This is a genomic window from Achromobacter sp. 2789STDY5608621, assembly GCF_001299375.1.
Classification (GTDB): Bacteria; Pseudomonadota; Gammaproteobacteria; order Burkholderiales; family Burkholderiaceae_B; genus Achromobacter; species Achromobacter insuavis.
In genome coordinates, this window is sequence record NZ_CYTU01000006.1 from 95,262 (window position 1) to 114,925 (window position 19,664).

General features: G+C 63.0%; 17 protein-coding genes and 1 tRNA gene. 6 read left to right on the plus strand and 12 right to left on the minus strand.

Going from position 1 to position 19,664, the window contains the following annotated elements; translation table 11 throughout:
- Positions 1-36: 36 nt before the first annotated feature.
- Positions 37-1,071: a UDP-N-acetylmuramate dehydrogenase gene (murB, locus tag AOZ53_RS08990; RefSeq protein WP_054477939.1), complete on the minus strand. Its 1,035-nt coding sequence runs from the start codon at positions 1,069-1,071 to the stop codon at positions 37-39.
- Positions 1,072-1,355: 284 nt separating this feature from the next.
- Here murB and AOZ53_RS08995 point away from each other — a divergent pair.
- The 4 genes from AOZ53_RS08995 to istB all read left to right on the plus strand — a co-directional run bounded on the left by AOZ53_RS08995 (position 1,356) and on the right by istB (position 5,990).
- Positions 1,356-1,431: transfer RNA gene (locus AOZ53_RS08995), tRNA-Gly, on the plus strand.
- Positions 1,432-1,658: 227 nt separating this feature from the next.
- Positions 1,659-3,593 carry a tyrosine-type recombinase/integrase gene (locus AOZ53_RS09000; RefSeq protein WP_003097548.1) on the plus strand — a complete coding sequence of 645 codons (1,935 nt, stop codon included), beginning with the start codon at positions 1,659-1,661 and terminating at the stop codon, positions 3,591-3,593.
- A 119-nt stretch (positions 3,594-3,712) separates the two neighbouring features.
- Positions 3,713-5,212 (plus strand): IS21-like element ISPa36 family transposase, encoded by a 1,500-nt coding sequence (gene istA, locus AOZ53_RS09005; protein ID WP_003097546.1) that lies wholly within the window; start codon positions 3,713-3,715, stop codon positions 5,210-5,212.
- Positions 5,199-5,990, plus strand: coding sequence for an IS21-like element ISPa36 family helper ATPase IstB (gene istB / locus AOZ53_RS09010; protein WP_003097544.1), 792 nt, complete (start codon positions 5,199-5,201; stop codon positions 5,988-5,990). The genes istA and istB overlap by 14 nt, the downstream gene beginning before the upstream one ends.
- Before the next feature lie 212 nt (positions 5,991-6,202).
- Here the strand turns inward: istB and AOZ53_RS09015 are convergent, their stop codons facing one another.
- Positions 6,203-7,510, minus strand: coding sequence for a TolC family protein (locus AOZ53_RS09015; protein WP_003097539.1), 1,308 nt, complete (start codon positions 7,508-7,510; stop codon positions 6,203-6,205).
- Between the two features lie 206 nt (positions 7,511-7,716).
- Here AOZ53_RS09015 and AOZ53_RS33315 point away from each other — a divergent pair.
- Positions 7,717-8,509, plus strand: a protein-coding gene (locus AOZ53_RS33315) for an IS5-like element ISStma16 family transposase (protein WP_086009121.1) whose coding sequence is annotated in 2 segments (ribosomal slippage) — positions 7,717-7,976 and positions 7,975-8,509 — 795 coding nt in all. Because the reading frame shifts where the segments join, the coding sequence is not laid out codon by codon here.
- A gap of 523 nt (positions 8,510-9,032) precedes the next feature.
- Here AOZ53_RS33315 and AOZ53_RS33325 read toward each other — a convergent pair.
- Positions 9,033-9,674, minus strand: coding sequence for a LysR substrate-binding domain-containing protein (locus AOZ53_RS33325; protein ID WP_023657317.1), 642 nt, complete (start codon positions 9,672-9,674; stop codon positions 9,033-9,035).
- 107 nt (positions 9,675-9,781) lie between these two features.
- Between AOZ53_RS33325 and AOZ53_RS33330 the strand changes: the two genes are divergently transcribed.
- Complete coding sequence (locus tag AOZ53_RS33330) at positions 9,782-10,087, plus strand: helix-turn-helix domain-containing protein (protein ID WP_003097526.1); 306 nt, start codon at positions 9,782-9,784, stop codon at positions 10,085-10,087.
- Between the two features lie 4 nt (positions 10,088-10,091).
- On the opposite strand, the gene AOZ53_RS09030 is transcribed toward AOZ53_RS33330, so the two are convergent.
- The 9 genes from AOZ53_RS09030 to AOZ53_RS09070 all read right to left on the minus strand — a co-directional run bounded on the left by AOZ53_RS09030 (position 10,092) and on the right by AOZ53_RS09070 (position 19,416).
- Positions 10,092-10,982: a LysR family transcriptional regulator gene (locus tag AOZ53_RS09030; protein WP_003097524.1), complete on the minus strand. Its 891-nt coding sequence runs from the start codon at positions 10,980-10,982 to the stop codon at positions 10,092-10,094.
- Positions 10,983-11,213: 231 nt separating this feature from the next.
- Positions 11,214-11,498 carry a CopK family periplasmic copper-binding protein gene (locus AOZ53_RS09035; protein WP_003090336.1) on the minus strand — a complete coding sequence of 95 codons (285 nt, stop codon included), beginning with the start codon at positions 11,496-11,498 and terminating at the stop codon, positions 11,214-11,216.
- Positions 11,499-11,626: 128 nt separating this feature from the next.
- Positions 11,627-12,553, minus strand: coding sequence for a copper homeostasis membrane protein CopD (copD, locus tag AOZ53_RS09040; protein ID WP_003097522.1), 927 nt, complete (start codon positions 12,551-12,553; stop codon positions 11,627-11,629).
- 4 nt (positions 12,554-12,557) lie between these two features.
- The gene (gene copC, locus AOZ53_RS09045) at positions 12,558-12,944 is read right to left on the minus strand and encodes a copper homeostasis periplasmic binding protein CopC (protein ID WP_003090319.1); all 387 of its coding nucleotides are present in this window, start codon (positions 12,942-12,944) and stop codon (positions 12,558-12,560) included.
- A gap of 141 nt (positions 12,945-13,085) precedes the next feature.
- On the minus strand, positions 13,086-15,392 hold the full coding sequence (locus tag AOZ53_RS09050) for a heavy metal translocating P-type ATPase (protein WP_228777907.1): 2,307 nt from the start codon (positions 15,390-15,392) through the stop codon (positions 13,086-13,088).
- Positions 15,393-15,679: 287 nt separating this feature from the next.
- On the minus strand, positions 15,680-15,952 hold the full coding sequence (locus AOZ53_RS09055) for a DUF2933 domain-containing protein (protein ID WP_003097518.1): 273 nt from the start codon (positions 15,950-15,952) through the stop codon (positions 15,680-15,682).
- Between the two features lie 33 nt (positions 15,953-15,985).
- A complete protein-coding gene (locus tag AOZ53_RS09060) occupies positions 15,986-16,471 on the minus strand; it encodes a DUF411 domain-containing protein (protein ID WP_003090303.1) in 486 nt (161 codons plus the stop codon).
- 37 nt (positions 16,472-16,508) lie between these two features.
- Entirely contained in the window at positions 16,509-17,489 is a 981-nt protein-coding gene (locus AOZ53_RS09065) for a copper resistance protein B (protein ID WP_005408883.1), read from the minus strand.
- A 25-nt stretch (positions 17,490-17,514) separates the two neighbouring features.
- Positions 17,515-19,416: a copper resistance system multicopper oxidase gene (locus AOZ53_RS09070; RefSeq protein ID WP_003097515.1), complete on the minus strand. Its 1,902-nt coding sequence runs from the start codon at positions 19,414-19,416 to the stop codon at positions 17,515-17,517.
- Positions 19,417-19,664: the final 248 nt, after the last annotated feature.

Below are 19,664 nucleotides of genomic sequence, written 5' to 3' on the forward strand. Positions count from 1 at the left end.
GACCCGCGAGGGTCCTTTTTTTCGTGGCGCGTCCGCTCACACCACCACGGGTTCCGGCTCCAGCGCCACGCCGTAGCGTTCGGCGACCTCGCCCTGGATCGCGCGCGCCAGCGCCAGGATGTCGGCGGCGGTGGCGCCGCCACGGTTCACCAGCACCAGCGCCTGCCGGTCATGCACCCCGGCCGCCCCGAGGGCGCGCCCCTTCCAGCCGCACTGGTCGATCAGCCAGCCAGCCGCCAGCTTGTAGCCGCCGTCCGGCTGCGGATACGACACCAGGCCGGGATAGCGGGCGGCAAGCGCTTCGCGCTGCGCGGCCGATACGATGGGGTTCTTGAAAAAGCTGCCGGCGTTGCCGGTGACCGCCGGGTCCGGCAGCTTGGCGCGCCGGATCTCGCAGACCGCCTCGAAGATGGCGCGCGCCGACGGCTCGCCCGCCAGCCCGGGATGACGCTGCAGATCCGGATACGACAGCACCGGCCGCCACGGCCGCGGCAAGCGCAAGCGCACCGCCACGATCACCCAGCGGCCGGGCGGCTGATGCTTGAAGACGCTGTCGCGATAGGCAAAGCGGCAATCGGCCGCGCTCATCTCGACATACCTGCCGGCCAGCACGTCCCAGGCGGTCAGGCTGTCGAAGCGATCGGCCAGCTCGACGCCGTAGGCGCCGATGTTCTGCACCGGCGCCGCGCCGACCGTGCCCGGGATCAACGCCAGGTTTTCCAGGCCGTCCCAGCCCTGCTTCACGCATTCGGCGACGAAGCCATGCCAGGTCTCGCCGGCGGCCGCTTCGACCAGCCACGCATCGGCCTCGGCCCGCAACAGGCGCACGCCGCGCAGCGCCACGCGCGCCACCAGGCCCGGCACGGTCTCGGGCAGCACCACATTGCTGCCGCCGCCCAGCACCAGCAGCCGGTCGTGCCGCGCGGCCAGGGCCGACAGCGCCGGCAGTTGGGCCACATCGTCGAGCGTGACGCAGGCCTGGGCCGTGGACGCCAGGCCCAGGGTGTTCAAGGCGGAAAGGTCCCGCGCCTCGGGGGTCAGGACAGGCGCGGTGGCAGAGGAATTTGACATGGATACTACCGGGTGTGCTATATTTTCTGTCTTCGCTCATATTACTTGATTGAGCTTGGCAGCCAGGCGGCACTCAGTGCAACCTTGGCCACGCGAAGTTCAGCGCGATCCGCCTGCCCCGGCAATCTGCCAGCGGCAAGCACGATTGAAAAAAATCATGTAGAATGCGCGCCTTCTGATCGATAACCAAGTTGATCAGGCAACCGCGAAAGTGGTTGGCAATAAGAAATGGTTTGCACTGGCACTGCGTGGAGTTTTCACCAAGCCAGAAATTGCGGACCCATGCGGGAGTAGCTCAGTTGGTAGAGCGCAACCTTGCCAAGGTTGAGGTCGCGAGTTCGAGACTCGTCTCCCGCTCCAATTTATGATCTACAGACTTCCACTGACGTCTGTAAGTCATTGAAAAGAGGAGCTTCGGCTCCTTTTTTCATTCCAGCGAAAGCCACGAAAGTCCACTGACAGCCACCATTTTTGAGGCCAAAAACAAGGCCAAAGAATGCGGGTCGTGCCGGTTCCGGGTTGTTGCTGGGGTTGGATCGGGATGACAAGCAGCATCGGGCCTAAGTCCAAGACTTAGGAGCTTGATGATGACACTCTCTGATCTGACCGTGCGGCAAGCCAAGGCCGCCGAGAAAACCTACAGCATCCCCGACACCGATGGCCTCGGCCTGGTGGTCGCCCGCACCGGCGGCAAGTCGTGGCATTTGCGCTATTACTGGCTCGGCAAGCAAAAGCGCATCTCCCTGGGGAACTACCCCGAGATCGGTTTGCGCGAAGCGCGCACCTTGCGCGACGAAGCCCGGGCGCTTCTGGCAAAGGGCGTCAACCCCCATACCGATCGGAAACAGAAGCGACACGCGGTCAAGCTTGCGGCCGACTACACCTTCAAGGCCGTCTTCGATGCGTGGGTCGAGCATCGCCGCAAGGAAATCAAGGAGGGCAGGAACAGCACGCTGTCGCAAATCCTGCGGATCTTCAACAAGGACGTGCTGCCTAGCCTCAAGCAGATGTCGATCTACGACATTCGCCGGCCCCAACTCCTGGGCGTCCTGGCGAGGATCGAGGAGCGCAAGGCGTTCACCACTGCCGAGAAGGTCCGCACCTGGCTGGGGCAGTTGTTCCGCTATGCCCTCGTCATCGTGGAGGGGCTGGAAGCCAATCCGGCCTCCGACCTGGACGTGGTGGCCGAGCCCAAGCCCCCGGTGAACCACAACCCCTACCTGCATCTTCCGGAGCTTCCCGAGTTCCTGCACAAGCTCAGGCTCTACAACCCTCGTGGTTGGCAGACCCAACTCGGCATCCGGCTGCTGTTCCTGACCGGCGTGCGTACCGGCGAGCTGCGGCTGGCGACCCCGGACCAGTTCGATCTCGACCGTGGCCTGTGGATCATCCCGCCGCAGATCGTCAAGCAACTCCAAGACGAGATGCGCAAGGCCGGCAAGCGCCCGCAGGACGTTCCGCCCTACATCGTGCCGTTGTCCGTGCAGGCCATCGAGATCGTGCGCTACCTGTTGGGTGTGATGAGGCCGGCCCAGGTCCATCTGCTCACGCACCGCAGCGAACTCAAGAAGCGCATCAGCGAGAACACCCTCAACGCGGCCTTGAAACGAATGGGCTACGAGGATCAACTGACCGGTCACGGCATCCGCGGAACCATCTCGACGGCGCTCAACGAGATCGGCTATCCCAAGATTTGGGTGGACGCGCAGCTTTCGCACTCGGACCCGAACAAGGTGAGTTCGGCCTACAACCACGCCAAGTATGTTGAGCCGCGCCGCCGGATGATGCAGGACTGGGCGGATCGTCTCGATCTGCTCGAACAGGGCCAAGTGGAAGCGGCCAGCGCGCACCTCACGATCCATATCGAGGGCGTGCCGGCCATGGCAGAGGAGGACAAGCCCAACACCATCGTCGCTGCTGCTTCTGCGGCATCCGTTCCGCCTGTGGTGGCCGAACCCATCGTCGTGACGCCAAACGACGGGGGAATCACATTCCAGCGACTGTCGCAGGTACCACCGCCCCCGACGCATGCGCCAGAGCCGGAGGTGTCTGTCATCCAGCGCGAGCGCGAGGAAATGCTGGTCATCTACGAATCGCCGAGCAGTCTGCCGGTCCCGCTGTTCGGCAAGTTGGCCGGGAAGTCCAAGGACCAGATCAACCGCGAGCTGAAGGCGGGCAAGCTGCTGTCCATCAGCTTGGGCAACCGCGGGCAACGCGTGCCCGACTGGCAGCTGGTACCCCTCAAGCACAAGCTGGCACAGGTGCTCATGAACCAGTGCCCGCATGCGGATCCGTGGGACCTGTACCGGATGCTGACCCGCCCACATCCGGACCTGGGTGATCGCGCAGCCATCGACATCGTGACACCAGGAAATTTGGGCATGGTCGTGCGGGTCATCGCGGGCACCCAGCAGCAGCCAAACAGGCCCGGACCTGACTCGTCTGTGCAAGGTATTCCAGAGGAGACTCGCCAGCGCATTCAACGGTTGCTAAATGATGCGGCAATGCTCGAAAGTGCCTGACGCTGTTGGCGCGCATCCAGAACTGACCCACTTTCGGCGGTGATGCGCGGGTAAAACTGACCCACCTGAAGCCCACATCCTGAGCATCTTTTGCTCGGGGGATTTCAGGAGTGATCACCATGGTCATGTTGGCCAAGATCCGGCGGATGCATTTCCGCGATGGCCTGCCGCTGCGCGAGATCGCCAAGCGCACGGGCCTATCCCGCAATACCATCCGGCGATGGCTGCGCAGCGGCCAGTCCGAGCCGGTCTATCCCAGGCGAGCCTCGCCCTCCCGGCTCGATCCCTACCGGTCCCAGTTGGAGACGTGGCTGCGTGCCGACAGCCATCGTCCCCGGCGGGAACAACGCACCGCCAAGGTGCTGTTCTCGCAGTTGCAGGCGATCGGCTATCCGGGCACCTACACCCGGGTGACGGCCTTCATCCGCCAGTGGAAGGCGGCCGGCGGCGCCAGCCGCCGCCCGGCCTTCGTGCCGTTGCACTTTCCTCCGGGTGAAGCCTTCCAGTTCGACTGGAGCCGCGAGTACGCCTTCGTCGGCAGCCACGCCAAGATGCCGCTGGATCTCGCCCACGTGAAGCTGGCCTGCAGCCGCGCCTTCTGGTTGGTGGCCTATCCCACCCAGAGCCACGAGATGCTGTTCGATGCTCATACCCAGGCGTTTACCGCCTTCGGTGGCGTGCCGCGCCGCGGCATCTACGACAACATGAAGACGGCGGTGGACGGGATCGGCCAGCACCGGGAACGGCGGGTCAACGCCCGCTTCCACGCCATGACCAGCCACTACCTGTTCGCCGCGGAGTTCTGCAACCGCGCCGCGGGTTGGGAGAAGGGGCGGGTCGAGAAGAACGTGCAGGACCGGCGCCGACAGATCTGGATCGAGGCCGGGGCCCGCCACTGGCCAGATCTGGACACCCTCAATGCCTGGCTCGCCAGCGAGTGCCGCGCCGCTTGGCCGATGCAGGCGCATCCGGATGCCTCCGACATCACCGTGGCCGAAGCTCTGGAGGACGAACAGCCCCACCTGATGCCGATGCCCGCGCCCTTCGACGGCTACATCGAGCGGCCGGTGCGGGTCAGTTCGACCGCGCTGGTCAGCTTCCAGCGCAACCGCTACAGCGTGCCGTGCGAACACGCCCACGCCGTCGCCAGCCTGCGCGTGTATCCCTTCGAACTGGCCGTGGTGGTCGGCGAGGCCGAGGTCGCCCGCCACCGGCGCAGCTTCGAGCGTGATCGGGTCCACTACGACTGGCAGCACTACATCGCCCTGGTCCAGCGCAAGCCGGGGGCACTGCGTGACGGCGCGCCGTTCCTGTCCATGCCCGATCCGCTGCGCAAGCTGCAGCAGGTGTTGCTGCGCCAGCCTCACGGCGACCGCGCCATGGCCCAGGTGCTGGCCGCCGTACCCGTGCACGGGCTCGAAGCGGTACTGGTGGCGGTGGAACTGGCACTCGAGTCCGGCCTGGTGCGCGCCGACCACGTGCTCAACGTGCTGGGGCGATTGCAGCATCCGGACCGCACGATCGAGACGGTCGCCTCGCGAGTGACGCTGCGTCATCCGCCGGTGTCCGATCCGGCCCGCTACGACGCCCTGCGGGAGGCAGATCATGTCGACGCCTGACCTGCCGCTGCGCATGCAGCAGCTCAAGCTGCACGGCATGGCCAGCCAGTGGCCCGAACTGCTGGCCAAGATGCGCCTGCACACCATGGAGCCCGAACACTGGATGGCCGAACTGCTGCAGGCCGAGTCCGCCGAACGGCAGGTTCGTGCCCAGGCCAACCAGATGAAGGCCGCACGTTTCCCCGTCCATCGTGACCTGCTCGGGTTCGACTTCGCGGCCAGTCCCGTTGATCGCGCACTGGTCGAACGACTCCACCAGGGTGACTTCATCCACACCCCCGAGAACGTCGTCCTTGTCGGTGGACCGGGCACCGGCAAGACCCACCTGGCCACCGCCATCGGCATCCAGGCCGTGCGCCAGCATCGCCTGCGCGTGCGCTTCTTCTCCACCATCGAACTGGTCAATGCGCTGGAGAAGGAACAGGCCCAGGGCAAGGCCGGGCAGATCGCCCTGCGCCTGACCTATGCCGACCTGGTCATCCTCGATGAACTGGGCTACCTGCCGTTCACCCCCTCAGGCGGCGCGCTGCTGTTCCACCTGATCAGCAAGCTCTACGAGCGCACCAGCCTCGCCATCACCACCAACTTGGCCTTCTCCGAATGGGGTCAGGTGTTCGGCGACGCCAAGATGACCACCGCGCTGCTGGATCGCATCACCCACCACTGCCACATCCTGGAGACCGGCAACGACTCCTGGCGGCTGCGCAACAGCACCGCCGCCAACAAGACCAAAGCCAGAATCAGGGCAAAGGAGGCCACCACCCAGACCACCAACTGATACCCTCAGCCCCGTACACCGGGTGGGTCAAAGTTCAACGCGCAGCCTGGGTCAGTTTTAAGTGCGCGCCAACAGACGTTGGCAGCGGGGGAGCCGCTGAGGTGGCCGGCGCGCCATTGGGCGACGCCCCATCCAACGGCAATACCGGCAGCAACCAGCGTCAAGCCGGCAAGGATGTTTCTCGAAGAGGTATTCATGGCGAGGGTCTCCACTCAGTCCGCGATCAGGCTGTTCAGTCGGGCGACGAGGCTGTCGCGCTGCGCTCCAAGGTCGATCAGACGCATGCGCGTCTCCAGCACCTGGGCGCGTGCACTGAGCACAGCGCTCAGGTCCCCCTTGGCGGATCGGTAGTTGCTCAATGCAAGCGCCGCTCGGTTCCGTACCAGTTGCAAGCCGGCGGTCTGCAGGCGGTCGATCTGGCTGTTCAACGCTTGGAGTTCGGCGGCGCTGTCGTCCAGCTCCTGCAAATGCCGCCGCGCCACGTCTTCGCGTTCGGCGTCCAGACGTTCCAACTCGTGCCGTTTTGCCTCGATCATGGGCACTTGGCGTCGATCCTTCTGCCAAGGCAGATCGAATGTCACCTGAAATGACACCATGTCGCCCCATCGGCGATCACGCCGGCTATAGGCTATCTCCCAGGCCCAATCGCCGCGGGTCTCTGATTGGGCTTCGCGGGACTCGGCCCGGGCCATGCTTTGCATCGCCGGATAGAGTTCAAGCTCCGCGTGATTCGCCAGTTCTGTGCGCAGTTGCGCGACGGGGCGAGTGAGCGGGCCTGGATCGCCTTGCAGTGCTTCGTCGGCCCTGGAGCCCACCCAGCGCCGCAACGCGGCCCTGGCCTTGGCCCGGTCCCGCTGTAGATCGTCACGGCGGTCCGTGAGTGTCAGCGCCTCCTGTTCCGCGACCAACAGATCGCCAGCCTGGGCGGTGCCGCCGGCGACGCGAGCGGGGAGACTGTCTTGCAGGCGCTGGTTCTCCGCGAGCAGTTCCGTCAGCAGTATCTCCCGTTGCTCCACCGCCTGCGCGGCGATCCACGCCAGGCTGAGTTCCTGGCGGATCTGCAATCGCTGCAAAACCAGCGCCGCGCGTTCTCGATCCACACGCGCCTGCGCGCTGGCGACCTGGGCGTCGCGCTTGGCCCTGTTGGGCACTTCCTGCATGAGCGCCAAGCGCTGCATCGTCATGGATTCGCGCGTCATGCTCCAGCGATCCATGCCGCTGATGGGGTAGTTTTCGATGCCGAGCGAGAGCTTGGGGTCGGGCAGCGAGCCTGCTGCCTTCTGCACGGATTCGGCGACGTTAACCTGCAACTGCTGCGCGCTTATGCGTGGGCTCTGCTGCTCCGCGATAAGGCGTGCCTCAGCAAAATCGAGGGCGTAGGCTACAGGCGAGACAAGCGCACTGCCCGCCAACGCGATGCTGATAGCTTTCAGACGATGCACTCGCATCGAGGCCGGCGTTGTGCCTCGGCCGTACGCCGACGGGCGCCCCTCGGGGGCGCCAAAAAAGGGAGTAAACATGGTTGTCCTCGGAATTGGTATTCACGAAATCACGTGGTCTGCCGCATCGGTGCGCGGCGAGCACGGACACATAAATCAATTCCGCAGGACTTGGAACGTGAGGTAGATCGGCGGAAAGCCCGCGCGGGGATTGGGAGGAATGTAGGTAACGTGCCGCCTGAGAACGTGTTCAAAGTCTCGCCCTCTTGATGTGAGAAGCTCGCTGGGTGAGAAAAGGCTACCCCAGCGACATCAAGCGCGAGCAGTTCGAGGTGATCCGGCCATTGCTGGAGAGTGCGCGCAGAAAGACTGCCCCACGCAAAGTGGAGCTGTACGAGGTGTTCTGCGCCGTGCTGTACCTGCTGCGCACGGGCTGTCAGTGGCGGGCACTGCCCAGCGACTTTCCCAAATGGCGCACCGTGCACTCGTACTTTGCCATCTGGAGCGAGCCACGCGAGGGTGGCAGCCTGCTGGAGCAGGCATTAAAAAAATCAGGTTGGCGCGGCCCGCGAGAAACTGGGGCGCAACGCCTGCAGCACGCTCTTGATCGTGGACGCGCAGAGCGTGAAGAACACGGACACGGCGGGCTTGAAGGGCTATGACGCAGGCAAGAAGGTCTCGGGCATCAAGCGCCACATCGCGGTGGACACCCAGGGATTGCCGCATGCGATAGCGGTGACCACGGCCGAGGTGACGGACCGCAAAGGCGCACTGCAGGCGCTACAGCGCTGCAAGCCCCGGTTGAGCCGGCTACAAAGCCTGCTGTGCGATGCAGGCTACATCGGTCGGCCGTTCGCGCAAGGCGTGCAGCAGATTCTGGGAGGGCATGTGACGGTGCAGATCGCCAAGAGAAGCGAGCTTCACACTTTCAAAGTGATGCCCAAGCGCTGGGTCGTGGAACGCAGCTTTGCCTGGCTGGACAAGAACAGGAGGCTGTGGAAGAACTGCGAGCGATGGCTCAACACCAGCCTGCAGTTCGTCCACTTGGCATTCTTGGTGCTCTTGCTCAAAAGACTTTGAACACGCTCTGAGGGCTACCCGGTCGAGAACCAACCCGGGCAGCGAGTTGGCGAGCCACATCACGTGCGCCGCGAGAAACTGAATGTCCAGCCCCTGCCATGAAAGCGCCGACTCCCGATCGCCACTGCAATGAGCGTGGCACAACTGTGGCGCTTCGCTGTCCATGGAATCAGGCATGCCGGTGCAATCCGACATTGGCAACTTGTCAGCCTGCTGCATCGAGATCGTGGCACGCATTTGCGTGGTTTCCACAGATGCCCTCGGGTCTGGCTTGGGACAGACGTACATCGCCATCGCAACCTGCGAGAAAAGCAAGGTTACGACTAGGCCGCTGGTAATCCAGCGGCTCCATCTTGCGAGAAGGCGCCTTAAGCCGATCATGCGGACATACTATTGGAAGTTGTAGGGAGTTGAATTGATCAAGGTCAGTTTCCAGGATGAATTGATGCGTCTGGACGGCGCCTTGGCCCGAACCGGCACCCGCTGCAAATCCACCGGCAAGGGCGGGCACCGCACGTGGTTGTCATGCTTTACGCGCCTCGGCAACTCGCAAGGCTCTAAGCTCAAATCGATCAGCTACAAGATTCGTCTGTCCCGAGAGTCGCTGCAGGTGCGTAATGACCTCGTAGGGGCCATCGGCTATTGGGCGCGTGCAGATTCCGCACTGGCTAGCGGTTTCGATGCGTGATCGCGAGGAAATCCCTACGCCATATCCAGCTGCGACCCAGAGCAATAACATCTCAAAAGAACTGACATGCTGGACATTCGGCCTTTCCGTTGATGACATGGAGGACAGGTACTGGTCCAGCGAAGGAGAATATTCGGCCTTCCATCGAAACACGGAGTGCTCCTTAAGTTCGTCTATTCTGATTGACTGCTGCCGGAGCAGTGGGTATCGCAGCGGCGTGGCAAGAGCTGTCGCCTCGAACCAAATAGAAAGACTCTTCAGCGAAGAATCGCTCACCTGCTTCAGAGAAAGGCCGACGTCGAAGCGCCGTTTGTAGAGGCCCGTAATGAGATCGCTCGCCGTAACCTCATTAAATTCCATAGAAACTTCGGGCTCCTCCGCGCGCTGCAGGGCAAGCAATGCAGCTAGGTACGAAGAGGCCACACCAGGCGCTATGGCGAGCCTGAGCTGTGGGCGTGGGCTGGTGGCGTCGTGCATGAGAGGCCCCAAGAAGCGATAAGACAAGGATGGAAAGTCTTCATGATAGCTAGTTTGAGTTAAACTTAACGTGGTTAAATTGTTTGGACTGTTCGACGCTTCCAAGGATGGAGAAGCGAACTGTCCGACGAGGCCGTCCCCCAGGAACTACCACTTTCGACGCCGAGCCAGCGTTGGCATTCGGAGCGGCCGTTCGTGTCGCCCGCCTGACGCAAGGTGTTGCTCAGGAAGAACTGGCTGCGAAAGCAGGGATCGAGCGATCGCACATGGGCAAAATAGAGCGTGGGGAGCACATGCCCACTCTCGCTCTGATCTTAAGAATCGCCGCCGGACTCAAGCTCAGTGCTGCGGAACTCGTCAGCGCAGCCGAACGCAATCTTCGTGCCGCGGCGCACGATTCAGATAGGCATTGACGCTTTAGTCATCCGGAGGTCCTCGCAGACGTTCGATGAAGCGATCCAGCGAAACCGATGAGTTGCTGCTTTCTGGCCGAAGCAGATAGGTTGTGATTACCGCCGTGTCCTGCGCCAGAGGGCGAATCACCACGTCCGGCCTCTGGCTGATGGGAATCTTGGTCGCCGTCATGAAACCAATCCCATAGCCTGCGCCGACGAGCGTTAGCATCATGTCCAGCGACGACACTTCTTCGACAACGTTGAGTCTGTGTTCCAGAACCTGTAGCAGCCGATTTAGTTCTCGGCAGTAGCCTTCGCAGGCCAGTTTGTCGCACAGAACCAGTGGGTGACCCTGAAGTTCGTTCAGCGGAACTTGCTTGTGCGCAAGAAGCGAGTGCCGCGCTGGCACGGCGATCACAATCGGGTCTCGCCAGATCGGTTCAGCCACGATGCCTTCGCCAACATCCGCCGCGTGTGCAAATCCGATCGTGAAGTCGCCAGACCGTAGGCCCCGTATCTGCTCGGTCAGCGGTACCTCGGAGAGACGTATCTCGACCTCGGGCTCTTCCGCGCGGCAACGAGCTAGGAACGCCGATAGTCGTGGGTCCATCGCACCATCGGAAATTGCAATGCGCAGGCTGCCCCTCAGGCCCGCGGCAATGGCTCTGGCATTTTCACGCGCTTGCTCCAGGACAGTGAAGAGTCGGCGGGTGTCCTGCAAGAATGCCGCCCCCGCCACGGTCAGCCGTGTGCCCCTGCGGTCGCGGTCAAACAGCGTGACCCCAAGCTCATCTTCCAATTCCTTGATCGCGCGAGACAAGGGGGGTTGCTCTATATGCAGCCTCTCGGCCGCCCGCGTGAAATGCAACTCCTCTGCCAAGACGACAAAGCATCGTAGATGACGCAACTCCATAAATCGGGCTCCTCGCAAGTTCTCATTCGCGCCAGATGTCCCGTGGACGAATCACGGTGGACGGGGAGGCTGGATCCATTTCAGGGAAGTTGATGCGCTTGACATCGCAAAAACTGGCACCTTGAGCGCTCGTGGTTGCTCGTGACGCGTCCCAAGCGCGCGCGCCCAATCGGGGCGCGCGTCTCTGTCACACTGTGCAGAAGCTTTGAAAAGCACCGCACACCCGCGGCGTCATCCGCCGTGCTCTTTTTGTAGCAGCGACCCGAGGCGAGCGACTTCATTGCTGGTGATCGCGATGTTGCGCCCATCCTTCGTCGACACCGAAGCTCCGACATTGAGATAGACGGCGCGCCCGAAGCGGCTTTCCTGTGCCATCTTTCCGTCCTTGAAGATGTACAGCGTTCCCCCGTCAGCCAAGGGAACCATTTCCTTGGCTGCTTGGGCTGCTGCATGACCGGCGAAGGCTGGCACGGAGAGAGCGCTCAACAGGGCGGCAATGACAATTTGCGATTTCATGATCGACTCCTTTGTAAAAACGACGACAACTTGCGCCGCGTCGTTAAATGTAGAAGCAGGCGGTCTACAGAGCGCTTACCCGTGCATTACATTCAATTCATGTGCTGTCATCTGCCGCCCATGAAGGACTAGGTTCCAGTGGGAGACAAGATGCCAAGCCATGCAACGCTCGCCAGAACCAAAACGGCCAAGGTCGCCTCCGTGAACAGACTCTGTCTAAGCTTGATGACTGCCTGTGCGCGATTGCCTGCCTTCAAAGCAGCCTCCAGGCTCGGGCTCAACCGATACCGATTGGCAGCAGCCAACGCCAGCATGCCTGCGAAAAGCAAGAGCTTTACCATCAGCAGCCGGCCATACAGCGTCGAGATGAGCGGATCAAACGATGGTCCGGCGATCAACAGGTAATTGAGAATTCCACTCACGACGAGTGCAGCCACGATCGCTGTACCTATGCGAGCAAAGCCATTCGACGTCCGACTGAGGACCGCTACCGGGTCTTGCGCGACATCCTGCTTGTGGGATGCCAGCATCAAGAACGCCACCAATGCGCCCACCCAAGCGCCCGCTGCCCAGAGGTGCGTGATATCCGACGCAAGATGGATGTAGCCGCGAACGCCGTCGTCCATCGCGCCGTGGCCTGCCCACGCAAGGGTCGCCAGCGCCACGCCGGTGGAGAGCGCCATCACTGCAAATCGCAAGGTAGCGTTCAATTTCAACATTGCGACGAGCACACACACCAACAGCGCGAGGATGCGAATGCACCAGGCGATGCCCATGTGCGTGCCCGTAATGAGCATGTCGAAGACGTGCGTTGACAGCTCCGCGTAGCTCTGGGCACCGGACATGGCCTTGGCCATGACCGTCATGCCCCACATCGACAGGGCAATGCCGATGGCAGCGGATGCGCCAATGAGGACGCGATAGCGGCGCGAGATCGTCGAGGATCGCTCGTCGTTGCCCAAAGCATAGAGACCGAACATGGCGACGCCAAACGCCGCCGCCAGGTCCAGATACAGCGCCAGGCGCAGGACGATGGTCAACCAATCCCCGGCCATGGGCTTACTTCACCTTGAAGGTGACGTTACCCGTGATCGGATGCGTGTCCGAGGAGACGGCACGCCATTCGACGCGATAGTCACCGGGCTGGAGCGCCTGTGCCGGCGTGATGACCATGGTCTTGCCGTCGCCGGCAGCCGCGACGCTGGCGTTGATCTTCATCGGGCCATGGCTCGCCATTCCCGGCATGCCAGTCATGACAAGGCTCGCGGCGGAGAACTGCGGCACCAGCGTCTCGGAGAACTTCAGTTCGATGGTGGCTGGCGCAGAAACCTGCGACTTGTCGGCCGGCGTTGAAGACACCAGCGAAGGATGCGCGAATGCGGCGGTGGCGAACAGACCAGCAGCGATCGGCGCGACGAGCTTGGCGATGAAATGTGAACGGGTCATAGAAGTTTCTACCTGGATGTGTGAGGTGTGGTTTAAGAACGAAATGCCGAGATAAGGCTTGCACCTTTGCAACGGCGTGGAACGAAAGAAACGGTTTGCTGGGCGATAGCAGGCTCCTGTAGTTTCAGAAAGAAAATCCGGTCACAGTCGGCTCGCTCTCAGGCGCAAGGCGTTGCCAACGACCGACGCCGAACTCAGGCTCATCGCCAATGCTGCGATCAGCGGCGACAGCAGCCAGCCCGTGAGGGGATAGAGAACCCCGGCGGCGATGGGGATGCCCAGCGCGTTGTAGAGGAAGGCGAACATGAGGTTCTGCTTCATGTTGCGCACGGTACTCACCGAGAGCGTGCGAGCGACAGCGATGCCACGCAGGTCACCCTTGACCAGCGTGACCTGGGCGCTGTTCATCGCCACGTCGGTTCCCGTTCCCATGGCGATGCCCACGTCTGCCTTCGCCAAGGCCGGCGCGTCGTTGATGCCGTCTCCGGCCATGGCGACGATGCGTCCTTCTTTCTGCAGTCGCTCGATCAACATGAGCTTGTCCGCCGGCTTGACCTCACCATGCACCTCGTCGATGCCTAGGCGTGCACCGACGGCTTTGGCGGTGGTCTGCCCGTCCCCGGTGGCCATGATGACCCGCAGGCCCGCAGCCTTCAACGCGGCCAGGGCCTCGGGGGTGCTGCCCTTGACCGGATCGGACACGGCGAGCAAGCCCGCGAGCTGCCCGTCCACCGCCAGGTACATGACGCTGGCCCCTTCGCCGCGCAGAGCTTCGGCCTGGGGTACGAGCGGTTCCACCGATACGCCAGACTGTTCCATCAGCACTGTGTTGCCCAACGCCAGTTGCCGGTGCTCAACCTTTCCGCGCACGCCGATGCCGGTTCCCGATTCAAAGCTCTGAGGCTTCACGAGTTGGAGGCCCTGGGCACGCGCGGCCTGCACGATGGCGTCGGCCAGGGGGTGTTCACTGCCCTGGTCCAGGCTGGCCGCAAGACGCAGCACCTCATCGTTCGTAAAGCCGGGGGCTGCGACGACCTGATCGAAAGCAGGTCGGCCTTCGGTCAGGGTTCCTGTCTTGTCGATGACGAGGGTATCGACCTTGCGAAGATTCTCGATCGCCGCGGCATCGCGGAACAGCACGCCCTGCGTGGCGCCACGGCCCGTTGCGACCATGATCGACATCGGCGTGGCCAGACCCAGCGCGCACGGGCAGGCGATGATCAGGACGGCCACCGCATTGATCAGTCCATAGACCCAGGTGGGCTGTGGCCCGAAGAATCCCCATACAAGGAGCGTCGTTACCGCAATGGCGACGACGGCCATCACGAAGTAGCCGGCAACGACATCGGCCATGCGTTGCATCGGTGCCTTGGAACGCTGCGCCTGGGCGACCATCTGGACGATCTGCGATAGAACGGTGTCCGAGCCGATCCGCTCCGAACGCATGACCAGCGCGCCGCTGGTGTTGAGTGTGGCCCCGATGACCTTGTCGCCCACGCGCTTGCTGACGGGCAGCGGTTCGCCGGTCAGCATGGATTCGTCAATCGAGCTGCTGCCCTCGTGCACGATGCCATCCACCGGCACCTTCTCGCCGGGTCGGATGCGCAGCAGGTCGCCGACGTGCACATGGCTGAGTGGCACGTCTTCCTCGCTGCCGTCCGCATTGATGCGCCGCGCCGTCTTGGGTGCCAGCCCCAGCAGCGACTTGATGGCTGCCGAAGTCTGGGAGCGGGCCTTGAGTTCCAGCACCTGGCCGAGCAGTGTCAGCGAGATGATGACGGCGGCGGCCTCGAAATACACGCCGACCCGTCCCATGGACATGAAGGAAGCTGGAAACACTTCCGGCGCAACGGTTGCCACAACGCTGTAGATGAATGCCGCACCCGTTCCCAGGCCGATCAGTGTCCACATGTTCGGGCTGCGGTTGACCACGGACAGCCAGCCGCGGGAGAAGAAGGGCCAGCCGGCCCACAGCACGATCGGCAACGACAGCACCAACTCGACCCAGCTCTGTGTAGCCATGTCCATCAGGTGCAGCCGCTCGCCCAGCATCGCCAGCGCCAAGACCACGAGCGTCAGCGGCAAGGTCCACCAGAAGCGACGCGAGAAGTCACGCAACTCCGGGTTGTCGTCATCGAGGTCGGGCAGCAGAGGCTCCAGCGTCATCCCGCACTTGGGGCAGGTTCCCGGATGATCCTGGCGGATCTCCGGGTGCATCGGGCAGGTGTAGATGGTTCCGGGCGCGGTTGGCGATGCCGCCGGGGCCGGTGAAACTGCGGTGCTGGCATGGTGATGCGGTGCATGGCCGCTGCCTGTGCCTATGCCCGCGTCACCGCTGGCATATCGCGCCGGATCGGCGTCGAATTTGGCCTTGCATCCGGTGCTGCAAAACAAGTACGTGTTCCCCAAGTGCGTGGAACGGTGCTCCGACGCCGCCGTGACCGCCATGCCACACACCGGATCTCGCGTCGCGGCATCGGGCTGCGTGTGGCTTGAGGACCCGCCCGCGTCGTCACTTCCAGCATGGCTGGCGTGATGGTGGTGCGTATGCGGGCCGGACGTTGTGGCACCCGCCGCCATGCCTGCGTGCTCATGTCCTGAAGACTTGCTGGGTGAATTCATAGTGACAAGTGCCCTCCGCCGTTAACCTTTGGTGTCTGGTGATCGCAGCAGGCCGCAGGCGCGCAAGGAGACAAGCGCGGCGTCGCGTGCTCGCACGGTGCGAGTGCCTCGACTCATTGCTTCTGCTCCTTGGAGGCTGCGGCACCTTCCTTACCCTGACGCGCGGCATGATCGTGTCCGCCGTGGCCGTGACCACGGTGCATGAACAGGTGCATCAGCGGACAAGCCGCCAGCAGCAGGAAGGGGAGATAGCCGGCAACATGTGCCGTATGCTCCTTGAGCAGGAAATACGCGGCGACAGCGGCGATGATGAGGAACGCCACGCCGTAGCGCGATCGCCAGAACCGGGGGCGATCGCTGGGGGTCTGTGTGTGCTGATGCTGCATGGCATATCTCCACGGAGAAGGGTTGATGGATGGTCAGCGATGCGACTGATAGACCGTGCTGCTACCGTTTTTCCCAATCAGCAGCACGTCGTAGGCGTCCTTGCGTCCACCATAGGCCGGACCATCCATGCCGGGCGAACCGACCGGCATGCCGGGCGCCGCGAGGCCGATGGCCTGCGGGGCTTCGCGCAGCAAGCGTTGAATGTCCGAGGCAGGCACATGACCCTCGATGGCATAGCCGCCGATCTGCGCCGTGTGGCAAGAACCGTACTTCTGCGGGATGCCCAGCCGCGTGCGCGCTGCGGTGTTCCCGGTGTCGAGAACCTGCACATCGAAGCCTGCGCCTTGCAGGTGTGAGACCCAGTCCTTGCAGCATCCGCAGCTCGGGTCCTTCCAGACCTTGGCAATCGGTCGGCTCTGCGCCAGGCTCGGTCCTGCGAGTGCCATCACCAACAAGCCAGCGATCAATGCCTGGCGTCTCGGCACTTTGCCCTGGCTTCTGTCGTAGTGCATGTTCATGGATCGCCTCTCATCAGATGATCAAACCCGCTAGGTTCTAGAACCAGAATCGCACGCCAGCCACCCAGCGCGTCTGCTGCGCACGGCCGCCTTCGGCACGCACATAGTCCGCGGTGCGTCCGAAGCTGCCCGCCCGTTCCACGCCGATATAGGGGGCGAACTGGCGACTGAATTCATAGCGCAGGCGCAAGCCAGCAGACGCTTCGGCCAGGCCCTTGCCGATACCGCGTTCCGGGTCGTCCTTGCCATAAAACTGCAACTCGGCGCGAGGCTCCAGAATCAGTCGCTGGGTCAGCAGCAGCTCGTAGCTGCCTTCGACACGCAGCGCCGTACGTCCACCACTTCCCACGTAGCCCGTCGCCTCCAGCTCGAACCAGTAGGGGGCGAGGCCCTGGATGCCGAAAGCCAACCATTGACGGCTCGGGCCTTCCCCGTTATCCACCCGAACGCCGAGCTGGGTGTCCCAGTACGGTGCGACGGCGTGCCCCCAGAGAAGCTCGGTACGCGATTCTTCGAGCTTTCCTTTGGCGATATCGCCTTCGGCCTTCACGACGGCCTTGTTGTAGGTCGTCCCATACCACGCCTGGAGGTCGTAGGCCGTGGAGTCGTCTCCTTTGCGCGTGAAGCGGCGTTCCAGAGTTTCGCCGCGCAACGAAAAGAACCTGTGTTCGTCGGCCAGCATCAGCCGCGGCACACCGGGTACGGCGTAGTCGCCCGATCCCAATGTCAGGCCATTGGAGTAGCCATGCGGATCGCGGGCGTCAGGAGGCGCCGACCCGCCCTGCATCTGCATGTTGCCGTGATCCATGGCCGGGGCCGCGGTCGAGCCGCTCGCCGACGTCGCGTGACCCGCGTGCGGGTCGGCGGCAGGAGCCACGGTCTGAGTGGATGGCGCGGCCGTTTGAGCGTCGGCCTGGCCGTGCGCTGCATGGTCGTTCTGTGCTTGTGCCTGGGCGGCGACGCTTACCAGGGCCAGAAGCGTCGTGGCCAGTGCGCGAGTGGGGAGTGCTTTGGACATTCTTGGTCTTCCTTGTGCGCTGGGTTCAAGACACCACGACTTCGCGGAACATGCCGGCATCCATGTGGAACATCAGGTGGCAGTGCCACGCCCAGCGGCCGAGCGCGTCGGCTGTCACCAGGAAGCTGATGCGTTGTGCCGGCTGCACCGGCAGGGTGTGGCGGCGCGCAAGGAAGCGACCGTCGGGGCTTTCCAGCTCGCTCCACATGCCGTGCAGGTGCATGGGATGGGTCATCATGGTGTCGTTGTGCAGAATGACCCGCAGCCGCTCGCCGTGTTTGAAGTGCACCGGCGTGGACTTTCCGAACTCCAGCCCGTCCAGGGACCATGCGTAGCGTTCCATGTTGCCCGTGAGGTGCAGTTCGACCTCCCGGCCGGGGCCTCTCTTGTCCAGCGGCCCCGACGGGGTATGCAGATCCGCGAGGGTCAACACGCGCCGACCGTTGTTGCGCAGTCCGATGCCGGGGTCATCGAGGTTGGTGCGCGCCATGTCAACGCGCATGTCCGTGCTGGCACCATACTCGGTGCGAGCGTGGCGAGCAGTAGTGCTGGGCACGGCCAGTCCCCCCGCCGCCGCGGCGTGTTGGCTGTGATCCATCGCCATGCCACCGTGGTTCATGGCGCCGTGATTCATGCCTGCCATCGCCCCATGATCCATCCCGGACATCGAACCCGAGCCCATCCCGGTCATCCCGGTCATGCCCGTCATGCCCGTCATCCCGGTCATCTCCATGGCCTGGCCGGACCCGCCATGGTCCATGCCCCCCATCATGCCGCCCATCATGTCGTTCATGGTCAGCCATTCGACCGGATCGAGGGCAGGCACGGGAGCTTGAAGACCTTCACGCACGGCCAGCGTGGCACGCGCGTAGCCTGTCCGGTCCATCGCCTGGGCGAAGATCGTGTAAGCGTCATCCCGTGGCTGGACGATCACGTCGACGGTTTCGCCAGGACCGAATCGGAACTCATCGACGGTCACCGGCTCCACGTCAACACCATCGACGTGCACCACCGTGAGTTTCAGTCCTGGAATGCGTACGTCGTAGAAGGTGTTGCCCGCACCGTTGACCATGCGCAGCCGCACGCGCTCACCCGGTCGGAACAGCGCCGTCCAATTGCCGGCGGGGGTGACGCCGTTGGCCAGATAGGTCAGCGTGGCGGCAGACAGATCTGCGAGATCCGTCGGATTCATCCGCATCTCGTTCCACATCTTGCGCTTGTCGATCGCAGCGGCCGTGCCTTCGCGCGAGGCGTCCCGGAAGAAGTCGAAGACGGTAGGTTGGTTGTAGTTGTAATAGTCGCTTTGGGACTTGAGCTTGGTGAACACCCGCATCGGGTCTTCGTCGGTCCAATCCGAGAACAGCAGCACGTGGTCACGGTCGGCGTGGATGGTCTCGGCGCCAGCGGGGTCGATGATGATCGCCCCGTACATGCCCGTGAGTTCCTGGAAGCCGGAGTGCGAGTGGTACCAGTAGGAGCCGCTCTGCTGAACCTTGAAGCGGTACGTGAAGGTCTCGCCGGGAGCGATGCCATTGAAGCTGATGCCCGGCACGCCATCCATCTGATACGGCAGGATGATCCCGTGCCAGTGAATGGATGTGGCTTCACGCAGCTTGTTGGTTACACGGATTGTGACGGTGTCACCCTCGCGCCAACGCAATGTCGGTGCCGGCAGCGAGCCGTTGATGGTCGTAGCCACGCCTGGCTTGCCCGTGAAGTTCACGGGCGATTCGGCGATCACCAAGTCGAACTCGGTGCCCTTCAGCACAGGGGCGGCACCGCGCGTCGCGGAGCCTTGCTGGGCAAATGCCTTGAACGCCGGCGTGGACAGCCCAGCGAGAACGCCGCCGGCGGCTAACCCTTGGACGAAACGCCGACGAGAAAGGCCCTGTGTGGGCACGATAAAAAAGGGTGAACGAGGCGGCATGGCCTGAAATCCTCCATAGATGACTCGGAAGTCGTTCTAAACGCCACCCCATCCTGAGCGGCACAGTTCGACGCAATGCAGGTCATGCTATGGGTTGGGCACTTTCCATCGAATGACCCCTGAATTACATTCATGTAATGTTCGTGTCATGTTCGTGGAAGCTGGCAACCAGTAAATTGCTGATTGAAAGTGGATGAATGCGTACATCGTGAGCGGCTATTTTTCCGCGCCGTAGCGATTTCATGGGA

What these genes read in the sequence shown, in the direction of transcription:
- AOZ53_RS33330 (WP_003097526.1), top strand. Translation starts at nt 9,782, where the DNA reads ATGGAGAAGCGAACTGTCCGACGAGGCCGTCCCCCAGGAACTACCACT.
- istB (WP_003097544.1), top strand. Translation starts at nt 5,199, where the DNA reads ATGTCGACGCCTGACCTGCCGCTGCGCATGCAGCAGCTCAAGCTGCAC.
- istA (WP_003097546.1), top strand. Translation starts at nt 3,713, where the DNA reads ATGGTCATGTTGGCCAAGATCCGGCGGATGCATTTCCGCGATGGCCTG.
- AOZ53_RS09065 (WP_005408883.1), bottom strand. Translation starts at nt 17,489, where the DNA reads ATGTCCAAAGCACTCCCCACTCGCGCACTGGCCACGACGCTTCTGGCC.
- AOZ53_RS33325 (WP_023657317.1), bottom strand. Translation starts at nt 9,674, where the DNA reads ATGCACGACGCCACCAGCCCACGCCCACAGCTCAGGCTCGCCATAGCG.
- AOZ53_RS09015 (WP_003097539.1), bottom strand. Translation starts at nt 7,510, where the DNA reads ATGTTTACTCCCTTTTTTGGCGCCCCCGAGGGGCGCCCGTCGGCGTAC.
- AOZ53_RS09055 (WP_003097518.1), bottom strand. Translation starts at nt 15,952, where the DNA reads ATGCAGCATCAGCACACACAGACCCCCAGCGATCGCCCCCGGTTCTGG.
- murB (WP_054477939.1), bottom strand. Translation starts at nt 1,071, where the DNA reads ATGTCAAATTCCTCTGCCACCGCGCCTGTCCTGACCCCCGAGGCGCGG.
- AOZ53_RS09050 (WP_228777907.1), bottom strand. Translation starts at nt 15,392, where the DNA reads ATGGCGGTCACGGCGGCGTCGGAGCACCGTTCCACGCACTTGGGGAAC.
- AOZ53_RS09000 (WP_003097548.1), top strand. Translation starts at nt 1,659, where the DNA reads ATGACACTCTCTGATCTGACCGTGCGGCAAGCCAAGGCCGCCGAGAAA.
- AOZ53_RS09035 (WP_003090336.1), bottom strand. Translation starts at nt 11,498, where the DNA reads ATGAAATCGCAAATTGTCATTGCCGCCCTGTTGAGCGCTCTCTCCGTG.
- AOZ53_RS09030 (WP_003097524.1), bottom strand. Translation starts at nt 10,982, where the DNA reads ATGGAGTTGCGTCATCTACGATGCTTTGTCGTCTTGGCAGAGGAGTTG.
- copC (WP_003090319.1), bottom strand. Translation starts at nt 12,944, where the DNA reads ATGACCCGTTCACATTTCATCGCCAAGCTCGTCGCGCCGATCGCTGCT.
- AOZ53_RS09070 (WP_003097515.1), bottom strand. Translation starts at nt 19,416, where the DNA reads ATGCCGCCTCGTTCACCCTTTTTTATCGTGCCCACACAGGGCCTTTCT.
- AOZ53_RS09060 (WP_003090303.1), bottom strand. Translation starts at nt 16,471, where the DNA reads ATGAACATGCACTACGACAGAAGCCAGGGCAAAGTGCCGAGACGCCAG.
- copD (WP_003097522.1), bottom strand. Translation starts at nt 12,553, where the DNA reads ATGGCCGGGGATTGGTTGACCATCGTCCTGCGCCTGGCGCTGTATCTG.